Below are 14,659 nucleotides of genomic sequence, written 5' to 3' on the forward strand. Positions count from 1 at the left end.
CGGCCCGGGGTGCGGCCGACGCCTGTCCGGGGCCCGTCCGGCCCGGCTTCATAAGCTGGCTCTCAGGTTCATAAGAGAACTCTCAGCTTCGGGGTCGTTATACAGCTGTTACCCAGGTATTCACAGCACCTGTTTGCCGTTCGCGAGCCGACTTTGCCGTCGCTTGGGATTCGGGCCGTGTAAGTTCATCGGTGTCGGGCGGCGGGGATTGCCGAGGATGACGATCCAAAATCCCCGGACGTTGCCCCAAGAGAATTCTCGTACCATCCCGCACCACTTGCACTTCGAACTCTCAAGGAGTCGGAATGAGCCTCAAGAAGCTCGCCCCGCTGCCCCCCAAGCCCAAGAAGCAGCTGCCCCCGCCGCCGCCGCCGAAGCCCAAGAAGCGCGCTCCGAAGCCGGCTCCGAAGCCCATCCCGGGTCAGGACAACTAAGGCAGAAATGAAAAGGGCCGACGGTTCGCCGTCGGCCCTTTTCACTTCCTGAATTTCGGTGTTTCCAGCGTCGGAGAGCGGAGGTAGTGTGAAATGCGTGTGAAGGAGAGTGAAGGCACAGAATACGAGTACGACGTCGCCGACTCGGCATATCAGGACGATGACGACGAGTACGACGACGAGGAGGACGAGTACACGCCCACCATCCCGGCCCGTGCCGCCTTCCACCGCTTCTGGCCGCTGACCCGGGGCCTGCGCGGTTGGCTGGTGATCGTCTGGGTGTGCACGGTGATCGCCGCGCTCGCCGAGACCGAGGCCATCCTCCTCTTCAGTGACCTCACCGACCACGCCCTGCAGAAGGGCTCGCTGAGCGCCTTCTGGAGTCCGGCGAGCAAGTGGCTGGCCATCGCGATCGTCGGCGCGATCGTCGCGTACGCCGGCAACTCCCTGGCCGCCTGGACCACCGAACGCTTCGTCATGCGGCTGCGCGAGCACGTCTTCGACCACGTCCAGCAGCTGCCCCCGCACTTCTTCCAGCGCCACCGCCAGGGCGACCTGCTCTCCCGCCTGACCAGCGACGTCGAGGCCATCGAGACCATGGTGGTGTCCGGACTGATCGGCGCCGCCTCGGCCGTCTTCAGCGCCCTGTTCTACGCGGCCGCCGCGTTCTGGCTGCGCTGGGACCTGGCCGCCGCCACCTTCGTCCTCGCGCCCCTGTTCTGGCTGGCCGCCCGCCGCTTCTCCGGCTCCATCAAGGACGTGTCGCGGGAGGGCCGGGTCGCCGACGGCGCGATCACCTCCGTCGTCGAGGAGTCCCTCGGCAACATCGTGCTGACGCAGGCGTACGACCGCCGCGACGCCGAGCGCCGCCGCCTGCACGAGGAGGCGAACGCCTGGTTCCGCGCCTCCGTCCGCTCCACCCGCCTCAACGAGGCCTACGAACAGCTCGTCCAGGTCATCGAGACGGTCTGCGTCCTCGCCGTCATCGGCATCGGCGCCTGGGAGATCTCCACCGGCCGCATGACCCTCGGCCAGCTCCTCGCCTTCTCCGCCTTCCTCGGCTACCTCTACCCGCCGGTGCGCGGCCTCGCCCAGCTCGGCCTCACCGTCACCGCCGCCACGGCGGGCGCGGAACGGCTGATCGAGATCCTGGACGTGAAGCCGTCGGTCACCGACCCCCGGCGCGGCACCGGCACCGACACCGGCCGCCCGGACGGCGCCGTCGAGGTCCGCGACGTCGGGTTCAGCTACCCCGGCGCCGACGGAGCCGCCCTGGAGGGCCTCTCCTTCGCCGTCAGCCCCGGCGAACTCGTGATCATCACCGGCCCCAGCGGCGCCGGCAAGTCCACCGTCTCCAAGATGCTGCTCCGCTTCTACGACCCGGGCAGCGGCGAAGTCCTCCTCGACGGCGTCCCGATCCGCGACTTCCCCCTGGCCAGGCTGCGCGAGTACATCACTCTCCTCCCCCAGGAGACCCTCGTCCTGCACGACACCGTCCGCGCCAACATCGCCTGCGGCCGGCCCGGCGCCAGCGACCAGGCCATCGAGGACGCGGCCAGGGCGGCCGACGCCCACGACTTCATCGTCCGGCTCCCCGACGGCTACGACACCAGGGTCGACCCCAACTCCGCCCGGCTCTCCGGCGGTCAGCTCCAGCGCCTGGCCATCGCCCGGGCGATCCTGCGCGACGCCCCCGTCCTCGTCCTCGACGAGCCGACCACCGGCCTGGACGCGATGGCCGCCCGCCGGGTCGTCAAGCCGTTGCGCCGCCTGATGACCGGCCGCACGACCATCATGATCACCCACGATCTCAACCTCGCCCCCGACGCCGACCGCATCCTCGTCGTCGACCGCGGCCGCATCGTCGAGACCGGCCGCCACGACGAACTCCTCGCCCGCGGCGGCGCCTACTCCCGGCTCCACCGTTCCCAGAACAACGCGATGATGGACACCGGCGAACTGCGGCTCCCACTGTTCGCGGACCAGGGCGGCGCACCGGCGGCCGGGGCCGTGGGAGCCATGGGAGCTGTGGGGGCCATGGGAGCCGTGGGGGCTGTGGGGGTGCCGCAGGCCTCCTACGCGGGGGCGCAGGGCGGTGGGGACGGCGGATACGCCTACCAGCAGCCTTACGGGAACATGTACGACTACAACGTGTACGCGGCCGCAGGGCTATGGCCCCAGCCCGTGTACGAGTCCCACATAGAGGCCGCCTACGGGGCCGACGTGCCCACCACACTCCCCGACGGCCGTCCCCTGTTCCGCGACGAGGAGCCCTGGCCCGGTATCTGAGCCGCCTGCGGACGGTACCGGGGGCGGTTGAGCACCCCGATGAGAGCGGCGAGGTCGGCGGCGCCCGCCGGGTCGTCCGCGTAGCGGGTGGTCTGGAGCGGGCCGACCTCGGGAAGGACGACGCCCTCCCGGGCCAGGACGTGCACCAGGGTCAACAGGGCGGCGCGGGCGTTGCCGTCGGCGAAGGGGTGGAAGAACGCCACGTCGAGGTAGACGCGGGCGGCGCGGGCCGCCAGCGGGAGGTCCGGGTCGGTCGTCTCGCGCAGGCAGGAGGCGAAGTCGGCCGGGGTGCGCGAGGTCAGGCCGTAGCGCTCGCGGCCGTCCTTCGCATAGGCGTCGTTCGTGCGGAACGGCGCGTCCGCGGCGCCGAGGACCGCGCGCTGCCAGCCGGACAGCAGGGCGAAGCTCAGTGGGGTGCGGCGGGCGGCGTCGGCCAGGGCCGAGGTGTGGGCGGCGAGCAGACGTTCGGCGCGCACGGGGTCGCGTCGGCGCACCGGCCCTTCGCACCAGGTCCGGAACCCGTCGCCGGCGGACGGAACCCGCCGTAGCACCGGTGCGTGCCGCCAGTCGGCCTCGCGGCGGACACGCAGCCAGACCGCGAGGCTGTCAGTAGCGGTCATGGAGCTCCTCCAGGGCCGCCCTCTCACGGTGGTCCCGGTAGGGGGCGTGGCCGGTGAGGCCGACGGCGAGGTCGTCGCCGACGGCGTCGATCAGCGTCTGTTCAGGGCGGATCCAGCTCTTGAACCGGCCGCCGATCGCGCTCTCCACCGCTCGGTCGGCCTCGGCCCGGTCCATGCCGGTGCTGGTGAGGAACCAGCCCAGAACCATCGAGGCCTGCCCGTACCAGCCGCCCTCCGCTCCCGAGCAGTCCAGCGCGTACGTCACGAGGCGGACGCAGGCCCGCTCCAGGTGCCAGCTGCGGTCCTCGGGTGAGGCGTCCGGCGGCGGCGCCAGCTCGGCGAAGCGCTCAGCCATCCCTTCCAACCACTCGCGCCACTCCAACAGTGCGGCCACGACACGTGCCGCGGTCTCGTCGGGGGTCGTCACCGAGCTGGTCCCGGTGACCCAGCTGCCGATGGGCCCGCCGTACCGGTGGCACCAGTTCCAGCCCCAGGCCCAGTCGCCGTATCGCTCCCAGACGATCGCCTCCACCTGGCGTTCGCACCAGCGTTCGCCCTGCCACCAGCCCTCCATGCCGGAGAGCACGGGTGGCACCCACTCGCGGACCAGCGAGCGGAGGTGGGCCTCCTCGTCCTCGTCCCAGGCGAACGGGTTCCGGGCCGGGTCGAGTTCGGCCCAGCCCCGAACGAACCTGGAGGCGACGGGGGGTACGCGGTTCTCGGGGAAGGGCAAGGTGTCACGGTTGTACGTCAGCGCCGGCCACTCTTCCTGTCCGATGTGATGACCCCACCAGTCTCGGCTCGAAGACCTTCGCACCGCGAACGGTTTTCCCGAACACGCCCCGAGGCCAACGCGGGTGAGTGTTCGTCACATGCGTCTTGTTACACACCTATTGCACAAGGGATCTTCAAGAATCCTCCACTTGGTTCGTAGGCTGCGTACGCCAATGGGCTCGGCCGGGGGCGACCTGCCGGGCCCCTCGCGATCCCAGGGGGATTCACATGCGTATACGCGTCGCGGCCACCGTTCTGTCCGGTGCGGTCGCGCTGTCCGCGCTCGCTGTTCCGGTGGCCGCCCAGGCGGCGACCGGCCCGAGTGCGAAGGCGCAGCTCAGCTCCTTCTCCGCGAACTCCACGCACGCTGCTCGTACCACGCACGCCGCGAACTCCGCGCAGACCGTCCGGCCGAAGGACGGGATCGGGACCATCACCTTCTCGAAGGGCGTCGTCAACGGCGGCAAGGACATCGTCCTTGGCGCCACCACGAAGAAGTCCGTCACCGTGACCTACACCGCCACCAGTTCCAGCGGTGTCGCGCTCACGGAGGCCTTCCTCTGGCAGGGCACCGACCCCTCCAGCACGGACACCATCACCGGCGCCCTGGGCACCGACGACGACCCGGTCTGCACCGAGTCGACCACCCAGACCGGCGTCTACAGCTGCAAGGCCGTCTTCAACATCGACGCGGCCGTCGACATGGTGGACAACGGCGTCGCCGGCACCTGGAAGATCGCCCTCGGCGGCTACGACCTCTCGGCGAGCGCCAGCTTCGACGACAACGTCGGCACCGGCAAGATCAAGAAGGCCTCGAAGCTGACCGTCAACGCCACCCCGGAGCCGGTGAAGAAGGGCAAGACCATCACCGTCACCGGCAAGCTGACCCGCGCCAACTGGAACACCGGCACGTACGGCGGCTACGCGTCGCAGAAGGTGCAGCTGCAGTACCGCAAGAAGGGCAGCACCACCTACACCACCCTCAAGACCATCACCGCCGGCACCGGCGGCGCCCTCAAGACCACGACCAAGGCCACGGCCGACGGGTACTACCGCTTCTCGTTCGCGACCAACGCGACCACCGGCGCCTCGACGGCGACCGGCGACTACGTCGACGTGAAGTAGCCTCCGGGCGCCGCCTGAAGATTCGTTTCACTGCCGTTCGGCCCCGCCCCGCACAGGGGGCGGGGCCGAACGTGTTCCTGCCGGCATCTCAGCATCCAGGACAGTTCCATAAGGGGTTCACGCGCCTGTCGAAGTCCATTACCCTGGACTGAGAAGTGCATCGTACTGAACAACGAACCTACTGGACCGCCCGTGGCCACCCCCAGCACCTCACAGCCGACGCCGTCGCCGACGCCCGCGTCCGCCCCGGTGTCCGCGCCCGCCGCCACCGGCGCACCGGGCCGGCTCGGCTCGCTCGGTCCCGTCGGGCTGGTCCTGGCCGGAGGGATCTCCGTGCAGTTCGGCGGCGCCCTCGCGGTGACCCTGATGCCCAGGGCGGGCGCGCTCGGCGTGGTGACCCTGCGGCTCATCGCGGCCGCCGTGGTCCTGCTCGTCGTCTGCCGGCCCCGGCTGCGCGGCCACTCCCGCACCGACTGGGGCACGGTGATCGTCTTCGGCGTCACCATGGGCGCGATGAACGGCCTCTTCTACGAGGCCGTCGACCGCATCCCCCTGGGTCCCGCCGTCACCCTCGAGGTGCTGGGCCCGCTGGCCCTGTCCGTGCTGGCCTCCCGGCGCGCGATCAACGCGCTGTGGGCGGGACTGGCCCTGGCCGGTGTCTTCCTGCTCGGCGGCGGGGGCTTCGGGGATCTCGACCCCACAGGTGTCGCCCTCGCCCTGGGGGCCGGCGCCATGTGGGCCACCTATATCGTCTTCAGCGCCCGTACGGGCCGCCGCTTCCCGCAGGCCGACGGCCTCGCCCTGGCCATGGCCGTCGCGGCACTGCTGATCCTCCCGCTGGGCATCGCCGAGGCCGGCGGCAGGCTCCTGGACCCGACCACCGTCGCCCTCGGCTCGTCGGTCGCGGTCCTCTCCTCGGTCCTGCCCTACACCCTCGAACTCCTCGCGCTGCGCCGCATGCCCGCCCACACCTTCGCGGTTCTGATGAGCCTGGAACCGGCCATCGCCGCCACCGCCGGCTTCCTCGTCCTCGACCAGGCCCTGACGTCCACCCAGGCGGCCGCCATCGCCCTCGTCGTCGCGGCGAGCATCGGGGCGGTCCGTTCCCAGGTGGGACGCGGCCGACGGCCGGCGGGCGGTCCACAGCCGGACTCGGCGGGCGGGGTCCGGCCGGAACCGGCGGGCGGTGCGCACTCCGGCTCGGCGGGCGCCGTCCGGCCGGAGCCGGTGGCCGGCGTTCAGCCGGAGGGGAACGGCAGGGCGTCCTGATAGCCGTTCGAGGGCCGCTGGATCTTCCTGATGGTCCGGGCGTCCAGCGCGACCGGCGCGGACTTCGTGCCCAGCTTCCCGCCGGGATGCCAGTTGCCCGTGACGGACACCCACGTGTTGGCGGCCGGGATGCTGTCGCTGTAGATCCGCACCTTCACGGACTGCGCGTCCGCCGCGCAGCAGGAGATGATGATCCGGGTCAGATCCCAGCTCCCGCCCCCCGGGACCGGCGTGACCAGCCCGCTCATCTCCACGGTCCGCGCCCTGATGGCCAGCGTGCGGTCCTGCTGCACCCGGGTGGTGAAGTCCGTGAGCGTGATGGGCAGCGGTGAGGTCTTCGGCAGCGGATCGAAGTCGTCCTGCTCCGCCACGACCTTGGCGGGCTGCCGGGCGGCGGTGTACGCGCCGAGCGCCGGCGGGGCGTAGAAGAGCAGGCTCAGCGCGGGGAGCAGGAGCAGCCAGGCGACCCGGGGGACGGACGTGTGGTCGTGACCGTGGTGGTGTTCCGGCTCGTCGTGTGGTCCGGCGCCATGTGCGTGGGCGTCATGTGCGGGGCCACCATGCCTGCCGTGTCCCTTCCTGCCCTCGCGCGCGGCCGCCTCCATGACGCCCAGCACCAGCAGCACGAACCCGGACGCGATCAGCAGCGGCCGCATCCCGGGCTTCACGTAGCGCAGGCACAGGTCCGTGAAGAGGGAGGCGTGCAGCAGCCCGAGGCCGCTGAGCACCAGCAGGGTCACCTGGAGCGGACGTCTCACAGCAGTACCCCTCCGACCAGCACACTGCACAGGACCGCGACGACCGTCGTGGCGGTCGAGAAGCGGGCCGCGAAGGCCCGGCCGAACGTGCCCGCCTGCAACGCGATCAGCTTGAGGTCCACCATGGGGCCGACCACCATGAAAGCCAGCCGGGCGGTGGGCGAGAAACCCGTGAGCGACGACGCCACGAACGCGTCCGCCTCCGAGCACACCGCGAGGATGACCGCCAGCGCGGCCAGGAACAGGACCGACAGCCAGGGCGAACCGGAGAAGGTGTCGAGCACCGACCTCGGTACGGCCACGTTGAAGGTGGCCGCGGCCATGGCGCCGACCACCAGGAAACCGCCGGCCTGGAGGAAGTCGTGCTGGAAGCCGCGCCGGAACTCCGTCCAGCGGTTGTGCCCCGGCTGGTGCCCGGTGTGCCGGACGGCGGGCCGCAGCCACTCCTCCCGCCCCAGCCAGAGCCAGAGCCAGCCCATCACGGCGGCGGTGACCAGCGAGGCGAGCAGCCGGGCCAGCACCATGAGGGGGGTGCCGGGGAAGGCGATGGCGGTGGCGGTCAGCACCACCGGGTTGATGGCGGGCGCGGAGAGCAGGAACGCGAAGGCGGCGGCCGGGGTGACCCCGCGTCCGATCAGGCTGCTCGCCACCGGCACCGACGCGCACTCGCACCCCGGCAGCACGACCCCCGCGACTCCGGCGACCGGCACGGCGAGCGCGGGCCGTTTCGGCAGCAGCCGGGTGAACACCCGCTCCGGCACGAACGCGTTGATCGCCCCGGACAGTGCCGTGCCGAGCAGCAGGAACGGGGTCGCCTGCACGATCACGGCGAGGCACACCGTCTGCCAGGCCTGCAGCGCGGCCTTGCTGACGCCCTGGCCCACCAGGAAGAGAGCGGTACCGGGCACGACGGCGGCGGCCACGAGGAGGAGCGGCCAGAAGCGGGGCGGATCGCGCGGGGGCGGGTCCGCGAAACCCGCGTCACCCTCGTCACCCGCGTCACTCGCGTCCGCCGGGTGGTCGCCCGCCCCGACTGCCGGAGGTGCCACGACGGCGTTCGTCTGCGCCTCTACGGCGAGTTCATCTGTCCTCCGCACGCCCCGCACGCCTCACACATCACTCCATCGCCGGATGTTCGCATCGAACATAGGGCATGCCGGTACCCCTGCCCCGACGGGTTGTGCCAAGGGTTGCCCCAGGGTGACTCCAGATGTCGCCAAGGAGGACCGATCCGGGGCGGCGGCGGGCCCGCCTCCGGGCGGTGGCGGGTCCGTGCTCCGGGCCGTGGCTGCCCGCTCCGGGCCATGGCTGAGCCAAATTCATGCAAGCGTGCTTGATTGTTTCCGGGCTCGCTGCCATGCTCCTGCCCATGTCCGATCCGACGCCCGTCATCGACGACCTGCGTGAGGAGAGCGCGGAACTCGACCGGCTGGTAGCCGAGTTGAGGCCCGAGCAGTGGGCTCTCGCCACGCCCGCGCCCCGCTGGACCGTCGCCCACCAGATCGCCCATCTCGCCTGGACCGACCACTCCTCGCTGCTGGCCGTGACCGATCGGGACGCCTTCTCCCGTGAGGTCGAGAAGGCGCTGACCCAGCCCGGGGACTTCGTGGACAACGGGGCGGAGGAAGGCGCCGCGAAGCCCTCCGCCCAGCTGCTGGCTGACTGGCGGGCCGGGCGCGAGGCCCTGGCGGCGGCGCTGGGCGAGGCGCCCGCGCGGGCGCGTTTCCCCTGGTACGGCCCCCCTATGTCGGTCGCCTCCATGGCCACCGCCCGGCTGATGGAGACCTGGGCGCACGGCCTGGACATCGCGGACGCGCTCGGGGTGACCCGTACCCCCACCGACCGGCTCCGGCACATCGCCCGGCTCGGCGTCCGCACCCGCGACTTCGCCTTCGGCGTGCACGGACTGCCCGTACCGTTCGAGGAGTTCCGCGTCGAACTGACCGCCCCGTCCGGCGACCTGTGGGCATACGGCCCCGAGGACGCCGACGACCGCGTCACCGGCCCCGCCCTCGACTTCTGCCTCCTGGTCACCCAGCGCGCCCACCGCGCCGACCTCGCCCTCGAAGCCGTCGGCCCGGACGCCGACCGCTGGTTGGACGTCGCCCAGGCCTTCGCGGGCCCGCCAGGCCCCGGCCGCACCCCGAAGGGCGGCACCCCGTGACCCTGCGCATAGGCAACGCCTCCGGCTTCTACGGCGACCGCTTCGACGCGCTGCGCGAGATGCTCACCGGCGGCGAACTCGACGTCCTCACCGGCGACTACCTCGCCGAGCTGACCATGCTCATCCTCGGCCGCGACCGCCTCAAGGACCCCGCCGCCGGCTACGCCCGCACCTTCCTGCGCCAGCTGGAGGACTGCCTGGGCCTGGCCCACGAGCGGGGCGTGCGGATCGTCACCAACGCCGGGGGCCTCAACCCGGCCGGACTCGCCGACGCCGTACGGCAGCTGGCCGACCGGCTCGGGATACCTGTGCGCGTCGCACATGTGGAGGGCGACGACCTGACCGCCGCCCACCCCGGCAGCCTCGCCGCCCACGCCTACCTCGGCGGCTTCGGGATCGCCGAGTGCCTGCGGGCGGGCGCCGACGTCGTGGTCACCGGCCGGGTCACCGACGCGGCCCTGGTCACCGGGCCCGCCGCCGCCCACTTCGGCTGGCGGCCGGGGGAGTACGACCGGCTCGCGGGCGCCGTCGTCGCCGGGCACGTCCTGGAGTGCGGGACCCAGGCCACCGGCGGCAACTACGCGTTCTTCGCCGAAGCGCGAGCCCATGCGGGAGCCCACGCGCGAGCCCGTGCGGGAGCCGAAGCGGGGGCAGGCCGCGACCTGCGCCGTCCCGGCTTCCCGCTCGCCGAGCTCCACGAGGACGGCAGCTGCGTCATCACCAAGCACCCCGGCACCGGCGGCTTCGTCGACGTCGGCACGGTCACCGCGCAGCTGCTGTACGAGACCGGCGGCGCCCGGTACGCGGGCCCCGACGTCACCGCCCGCCTCGACAGCATTCGGCTGAGCCAGGACGGCCCGGACCGGGTGCGGATCGAGGGCGTACGGGGCGAGGCCCCGCCCCCCACCCTCAAGGTCGGCCGCAACCGGCTGGGCGGCTTCCGCAACGAGGTCGTCTTCGTGCTCACCGGGCTCGACATCGAGGCGAAGGCCGCGCTGGTACGGGACCAGATGGCCGACGCGTTCGCGCTCGCCAAGTCACCGCCCGCCGGGATCCGCTGGGAGCTGGTCCGCACCGACCACCCCGACGCGGACACCGAGGAGACCGCCAGCGCGCTGCTCCGGCTCGTCGTACGGGACCGGGACCAGGACACCGTCGGCCGGGCGCTGAGCGCGGCCGCCGTGGAACTCGCCCTCGCCAGCTACCCCGGCTTCCATGTGCTCGCCCCACCCGGGAAGGGCGCACCCTATGGGGTCTTCGAGGATGTGTACGTCCCACATGGTGACGTGCCCCATGTGGCCGTCCTCCATGACGGGCGACGGATCCCCGTGCCGCCGGCCCAGGACACCCTCGTCCTCCAGGACCCGCCCGAGCCACCGCTGCCCGAGCCGTACCCGGCCGGCGGCCCCACCCGGCGGGCGCCCCTCGGGCTCGTCGCCGGGGCCCGCAGCGGCGACAAGGGCGGCAACGCCAACGTCGGCGTCTGGGCGCGCTCGGACGAGGCCTGGCGCTGGCTCGCGCACACCCTGACCGTCGACACCTTCCGCCACCTCCTGCCCGAGACCCGCGTTCTGACGGTCACCCGGCACCCGCTCCCCAACCTCCGCGCCCTCAACTTCACCGTCGAGGGCGTGCTCGGCGAGGGGGTGGCCGCCCAGCACCGTTTCGACCCCCAGGCCAAGGCCCTCGGCGAATGGCTCCGCTCCCGCCACCTGGACATCCCGGAGGCCCTGCTGTGACGGTCATCGAGACCACCCTCGACACGAACACCCCCGACCACCGGGCGAACCGCGACGCCATGCTCGCCAAGCTCGCCGACCTGGAGGCCGAGCACGCCAAGGCCCTCGCGGGCGGCGGCCCGAAGTACGTCGAACGGCACCGCAAGCGCGGCAAGCTGCTCGCCCGCGAGCGCATCGAACTCCTTCTCGACCCCGACACGCCCTTCCTGGAGCTGTCCCCGCTGGCCGCCTGGGGCAGCGACTACGCCGTCGGCGCCTCGCTGGTCACCGGCATCGGGACCGTCGAGGGCGTGGAGTGCCTGATCACCGCCAACGACCCGACCGTGCGCGGCGGCGCCAGCAACCCCTGGTCGCTGAAGAAGGCCCTGCGCGCCAACGACATCGCCCTCGCCAACCGGCTGCCCTGCATCAGCCTCGTCGAGTCCGGTGGCGCCGACCTGCCCTCCCAGAAGGAGATCTTCATCCCGGGCGGCGCCATCTTCCGCGACCTCACCCGGCTGTCGGCCGCCGGCATCCCCACCGTCGCCGTCGTCTTCGGCAACTCCACCGCCGGAGGGGCCTACATCCCCGGCATGTCCGACCACGTGATCATGGTCAAGGAGCGCGCCAAGGTCTTCCTCGGCGGACCGCCGCTGGTGAAGATGGCCACCGGCGAGGAGAGCGACGACGAGTCCCTGGGCGGCGCGGAGATGCACGCGCGCGTGTCGGGCCTCGCCGACTACTTCGCCGTCGACGAACCGGACGCGCTCCGCCAGGCCCGCCGCGTGGTGGCCCGCCTCAACCACCGCAAGGCCCACCCCGACCCCGGCCCCGCCGAACCGCCGAAGTACGACCCCGAGGAGCTCCTGGGCATCGTCCCCGGCGACCTCAAGATCCCCTTCGACCCGCGCGAGGTGATCGCCCGCCTGGTCGACGCCTCCGACTTCGACGAGTTCAAGCCGCTGTACGGCACCAGCCTCGCCACCGGCTGGGCGAGCCTGCACGGCTACCCGGTCGGCATCCTCGCCAACGCCCAGGGCGTCCTGTTCTCCGCGGAGTCCCAGAAGGCCGCCCAGTTCATCCAGTTGGCCAACCAGCGCGACATCCCCCTCCTCTTCCTCCACAACACCACCGGCTACATGGTCGGCAAGGAGTACGAGCAGGGCGGCATCATCAAGCACGGCGCGATGATGATCAACGCGGTCAGCAACAGCCGCGTCCCGCACCTCTCCGTCCTCATGGGCGCCTCCTACGGCGCCGGGCACTACGGGATGTGCGGACGCGCCTACGACCCCCGCTTCCTGTTCGCCTGGCCCAGCGCCAAGTCGGCCGTCATGGGCCCGCAGCAACTCGCCGGCGTCCTGTCGATCGTCGCCCGCCAGTCGGCCGCCGCGAAGGGCCAGCCGTACGACGACGAAGGCGACGCGGCCCTGCGCGCCATGGTCGAGCAGCAGATCGAGTCCGAGTCGCTGCCCAAGTTCCTGTCCGGGCGGCTGTACGACGACGGCGTCATCGACCCGCGCGACACCCGCACCGTCCTCGGCCTGTGCCTGTCCGCCATCCACACCGCCCCCTACGAAGGCGCACGCGGCGGCTTCGGCGTCTTCCGGATGTGAGGGACCACGTGATCTCGACCCTGCTCGTCGCCAACCGCGGCGAGATCGCCTGCCGGATCTTCCGCACCTGCGCCGAACTCGGCATCAGGACCGTCGCGGTGCACTCCGACGCCGACGGGAACGCGCTCCACGCGCGCGTGGCCGACACCGCCGTACGGCTGCCGGGCGCCACGCCCGCCGACACCTACCTGCGCGGCGACCTGGTGGTGAAGGCCGCCGTGAGCGCCGGCGCGGACGCCGTGCACCCCGGGTACGGCTTCCTCTCCGAGAACGCCGACTTCGCCCGCGCCGTCCTCGACGCCGGCCTGGTCTGGATCGGGCCGCCCCCCGAGGCCATCGAGGCGATGGCGTCCAAGACCCGCGCCAAGGAGCTGATGGGCATCGCCCCCCTGGGCGAGGTGACCGAGTCCGACCTGCCGGTACTGGTCAAGGCGGCCGCCGGCGGCGGCGGGCGCGGCATGCGCATCGTGCGCCGCCTCGACGAACTGGGCGCCGCACTGGAGGGCGCGCGCGCCGAGGCCACCAGCGCCTTCGGCGACGGCGAGGTCTTCGTCGAGCCCTACCTCGAACGCGGCCGCCACGTGGAGGTGCAGATCCTCGCCGACACCCACGGCACGGTCTGGCCCCTCGGCACCCGCGACTGCTCACTCCAGCGCAGACACCAGAAGGTCGTCGAGGAGGCACCGGCACCCGGCCTCCCCGAGGGACTGGTGAAGGAGCTGCACGCACTGGCCGTACGCGCCGCCCGCTCCGTCGCCTACGTCGGCGCGGGCACCGTCGAGTTCCTCGTCGCCGACGGCCGGGCGCACTTCCTGGAGATGAACACCCGCCTCCAGGTCGAACACCCCGTCACCGAGGCCGTCTTCGACCTCGACCTGGTCGCCGAACAGATCCGTGTCGCCGAGGGCCACGCCCTCCCCCTCGACGCCCCACGCGCGCATGGCCACGCGATCGAGGCCCGCCTCTACGCCGAGGACCCCGCCCGCGACTGGACCCCGCAGACCGGCACCCTGCACCGCCTCGCCGTACCGGACAGCGTCCGCCTGGACACCGGCTACACCGACGGCGACGAGATCGGCGTCCACTACGACGCGATGCTCGCGAAAGTGGTCGCCCACGCCCCCACCCGCGCCGAGGCGCTCCGCAAACTGGCCCACGCGCTCGAAGCCACCACCCTGCACGGCCCCACCACCAACCGCGACCTCCTCGTCCGCTCCCTGCGCCACGAGGAGTTCGCGACGGCCCGCATGGACACGGGTTTCTACGACCGTCACCTCACCGAACTGACGGCGTCGGCCCCCGACCCGCACGCCCCCCTCGCGGCCGCCCTGGCCGACGCTCACGGCCGCTCCCGCTTCGGCGGCTGGCGCAACCTGCCCTCCCAGCCCCAGACCAAGCGCTACCTGATGGCCGGCGAGGAACACGAGGCCCACTACCGGCACACCCGCGAGGGCCTCACGGCAGACGGCGTACGGGTCGTGCACGCGGGCGCGCGTCTGGTCGTACTCGACATCGACGGCGTGCACCGCAAGTTCGAGGTGTCGAGCTACGGCAACCAGGTCCACGTCAACAACACGACCCTCACCGCCCTGCCCCGCTTCCCCGATGCCAAGGCTCAGCTGGCACCGGGTTCGCTGCTGGCACCGATGCCGGGGACGGTCGTACGGATGGCGGAGGGGCTGGCGGCGGGGGCGACGGTGGAGGCCGGCCAGCCTCTGCTGTGGCTGGAGGCGATGAAGATGCAGCACCAGATCACAGCACCGGTCACAGGCACGCTGAGCGAGTTGCGAGCCGTAGTCGGCCAACAGGTAGAGCCGGGCTCTCTACTGGCAGTAGTGCAAGCAACTTAGGGGCGCGGGGAACTGCGCGAGCAACCACACACAACCCGCACC

At 71.9% G+C, this 14,659-nt stretch carries 12 protein-coding genes; 8 read left to right on the forward strand and 4 right to left on the reverse strand.

Annotated elements, in window-relative coordinates:
• Window positions 1-305: 305 nt before the first annotated feature.
• A complete protein-coding gene (locus ABZ887_RS30100; protein ID WP_361295770.1) occupies window positions 306-434 on the forward strand; it encodes a hypothetical protein in 129 nt (42 codons plus the stop codon).
• A 93-nt stretch (window positions 435-527) separates the two neighbouring features.
• Window positions 528-2,723: an ABC transporter ATP-binding protein gene (locus tag ABZ887_RS30105; RefSeq protein ID WP_361295773.1), complete on the forward strand. Its 2,196-nt coding sequence runs from the start codon at window positions 528-530 to the stop codon at window positions 2,721-2,723.
• Here the strand turns inward: ABZ887_RS30105 and ABZ887_RS30110 are convergent.
• The gene (locus ABZ887_RS30110) at window positions 2,645-3,343 is read right to left on the reverse strand and encodes a Fic family protein (RefSeq protein WP_361295776.1); all 699 of its coding nucleotides are present in this window, start codon (window positions 3,341-3,343) and stop codon (window positions 2,645-2,647) included. The genes ABZ887_RS30105 and ABZ887_RS30110 overlap by 79 nt on opposite strands.
• On the reverse strand, window positions 3,330-4,076 hold the full coding sequence (locus ABZ887_RS30115) for a hypothetical protein (RefSeq protein WP_361295779.1): 747 nt from the start codon (window positions 4,074-4,076) through the stop codon (window positions 3,330-3,332). Before ABZ887_RS30115 ends, ABZ887_RS30110 begins: the two co-directional genes overlap by 14 nt.
• Window positions 4,077-4,345: 269 nt before the next feature.
• Between ABZ887_RS30115 and ABZ887_RS30120 the strand changes: the two genes are divergently transcribed.
• Window positions 4,346-5,242 carry a hypothetical protein gene (locus ABZ887_RS30120; protein ID WP_361295782.1) on the forward strand — a complete coding sequence of 299 codons (897 nt, stop codon included), beginning with the start codon at window positions 4,346-4,348 and terminating at the stop codon, window positions 5,240-5,242.
• A 249-nt stretch (window positions 5,243-5,491) separates the two neighbouring features.
• Entirely contained in the window at window positions 5,492-6,511 is a 1,020-nt protein-coding gene (locus ABZ887_RS30125) for an EamA family transporter (protein ID WP_361295888.1), read from the forward strand.
• Here ABZ887_RS30125 and ABZ887_RS30130 read toward each other — a convergent pair.
• Window positions 6,481-7,269: a TIGR03943 family protein gene (locus ABZ887_RS30130; protein ID WP_361295785.1), complete on the reverse strand. Its 789-nt coding sequence runs from the start codon at window positions 7,267-7,269 to the stop codon at window positions 6,481-6,483. The two genes, ABZ887_RS30125 and ABZ887_RS30130, sit on opposite strands and share 31 nt — an antisense overlap.
• The gene (locus ABZ887_RS30135; protein WP_361295787.1) at window positions 7,266-8,366 is read right to left on the reverse strand and encodes a permease; all 1,101 of its coding nucleotides are present in this window, start codon (window positions 8,364-8,366) and stop codon (window positions 7,266-7,268) included. Before ABZ887_RS30135 ends, ABZ887_RS30130 begins: the two co-directional genes overlap by 4 nt.
• Window positions 8,367-8,638: 272 nt before the next feature.
• Between ABZ887_RS30135 and ABZ887_RS30140 the strand changes: the two genes are divergently transcribed.
• From ABZ887_RS30140 to ABZ887_RS30155, 4 genes are read left to right on the forward strand one after another with little or no spacing between them, the layout of a single operon-like run.
• On the forward strand, window positions 8,639-9,433 hold the full coding sequence (locus ABZ887_RS30140; protein WP_361295790.1) for a TIGR03084 family metal-binding protein: 795 nt from the start codon (window positions 8,639-8,641) through the stop codon (window positions 9,431-9,433).
• Window positions 9,430-11,172: an acyclic terpene utilization AtuA family protein gene (locus ABZ887_RS30145; protein WP_361295793.1), complete on the forward strand. Its 1,743-nt coding sequence runs from the start codon at window positions 9,430-9,432 to the stop codon at window positions 11,170-11,172. The genes ABZ887_RS30140 and ABZ887_RS30145 overlap by 4 nt, the downstream gene beginning before the upstream one ends.
• Window positions 11,169-12,767 carry a carboxyl transferase domain-containing protein gene (locus ABZ887_RS30150; protein WP_361295796.1) on the forward strand — a complete coding sequence of 533 codons (1,599 nt, stop codon included), beginning with the start codon at window positions 11,169-11,171 and terminating at the stop codon, window positions 12,765-12,767. The genes ABZ887_RS30145 and ABZ887_RS30150 overlap by 4 nt, the downstream gene beginning before the upstream one ends.
• Window positions 12,768-12,775: 8 nt before the next feature.
• Window positions 12,776-14,617 (forward strand): biotin carboxylase N-terminal domain-containing protein, encoded by a 1,842-nt coding sequence (locus ABZ887_RS30155; RefSeq protein WP_361295799.1) that lies wholly within the window; start codon window positions 12,776-12,778, stop codon window positions 14,615-14,617.
• Window positions 14,618-14,659 lie beyond the last annotated feature (42 nt).

Source organism: Streptomyces sp. NPDC047061 (genome assembly GCF_040643955.1).
Classification (GTDB): Bacteria; Actinomycetota; Actinomycetes; order Streptomycetales; family Streptomycetaceae; genus Streptomyces.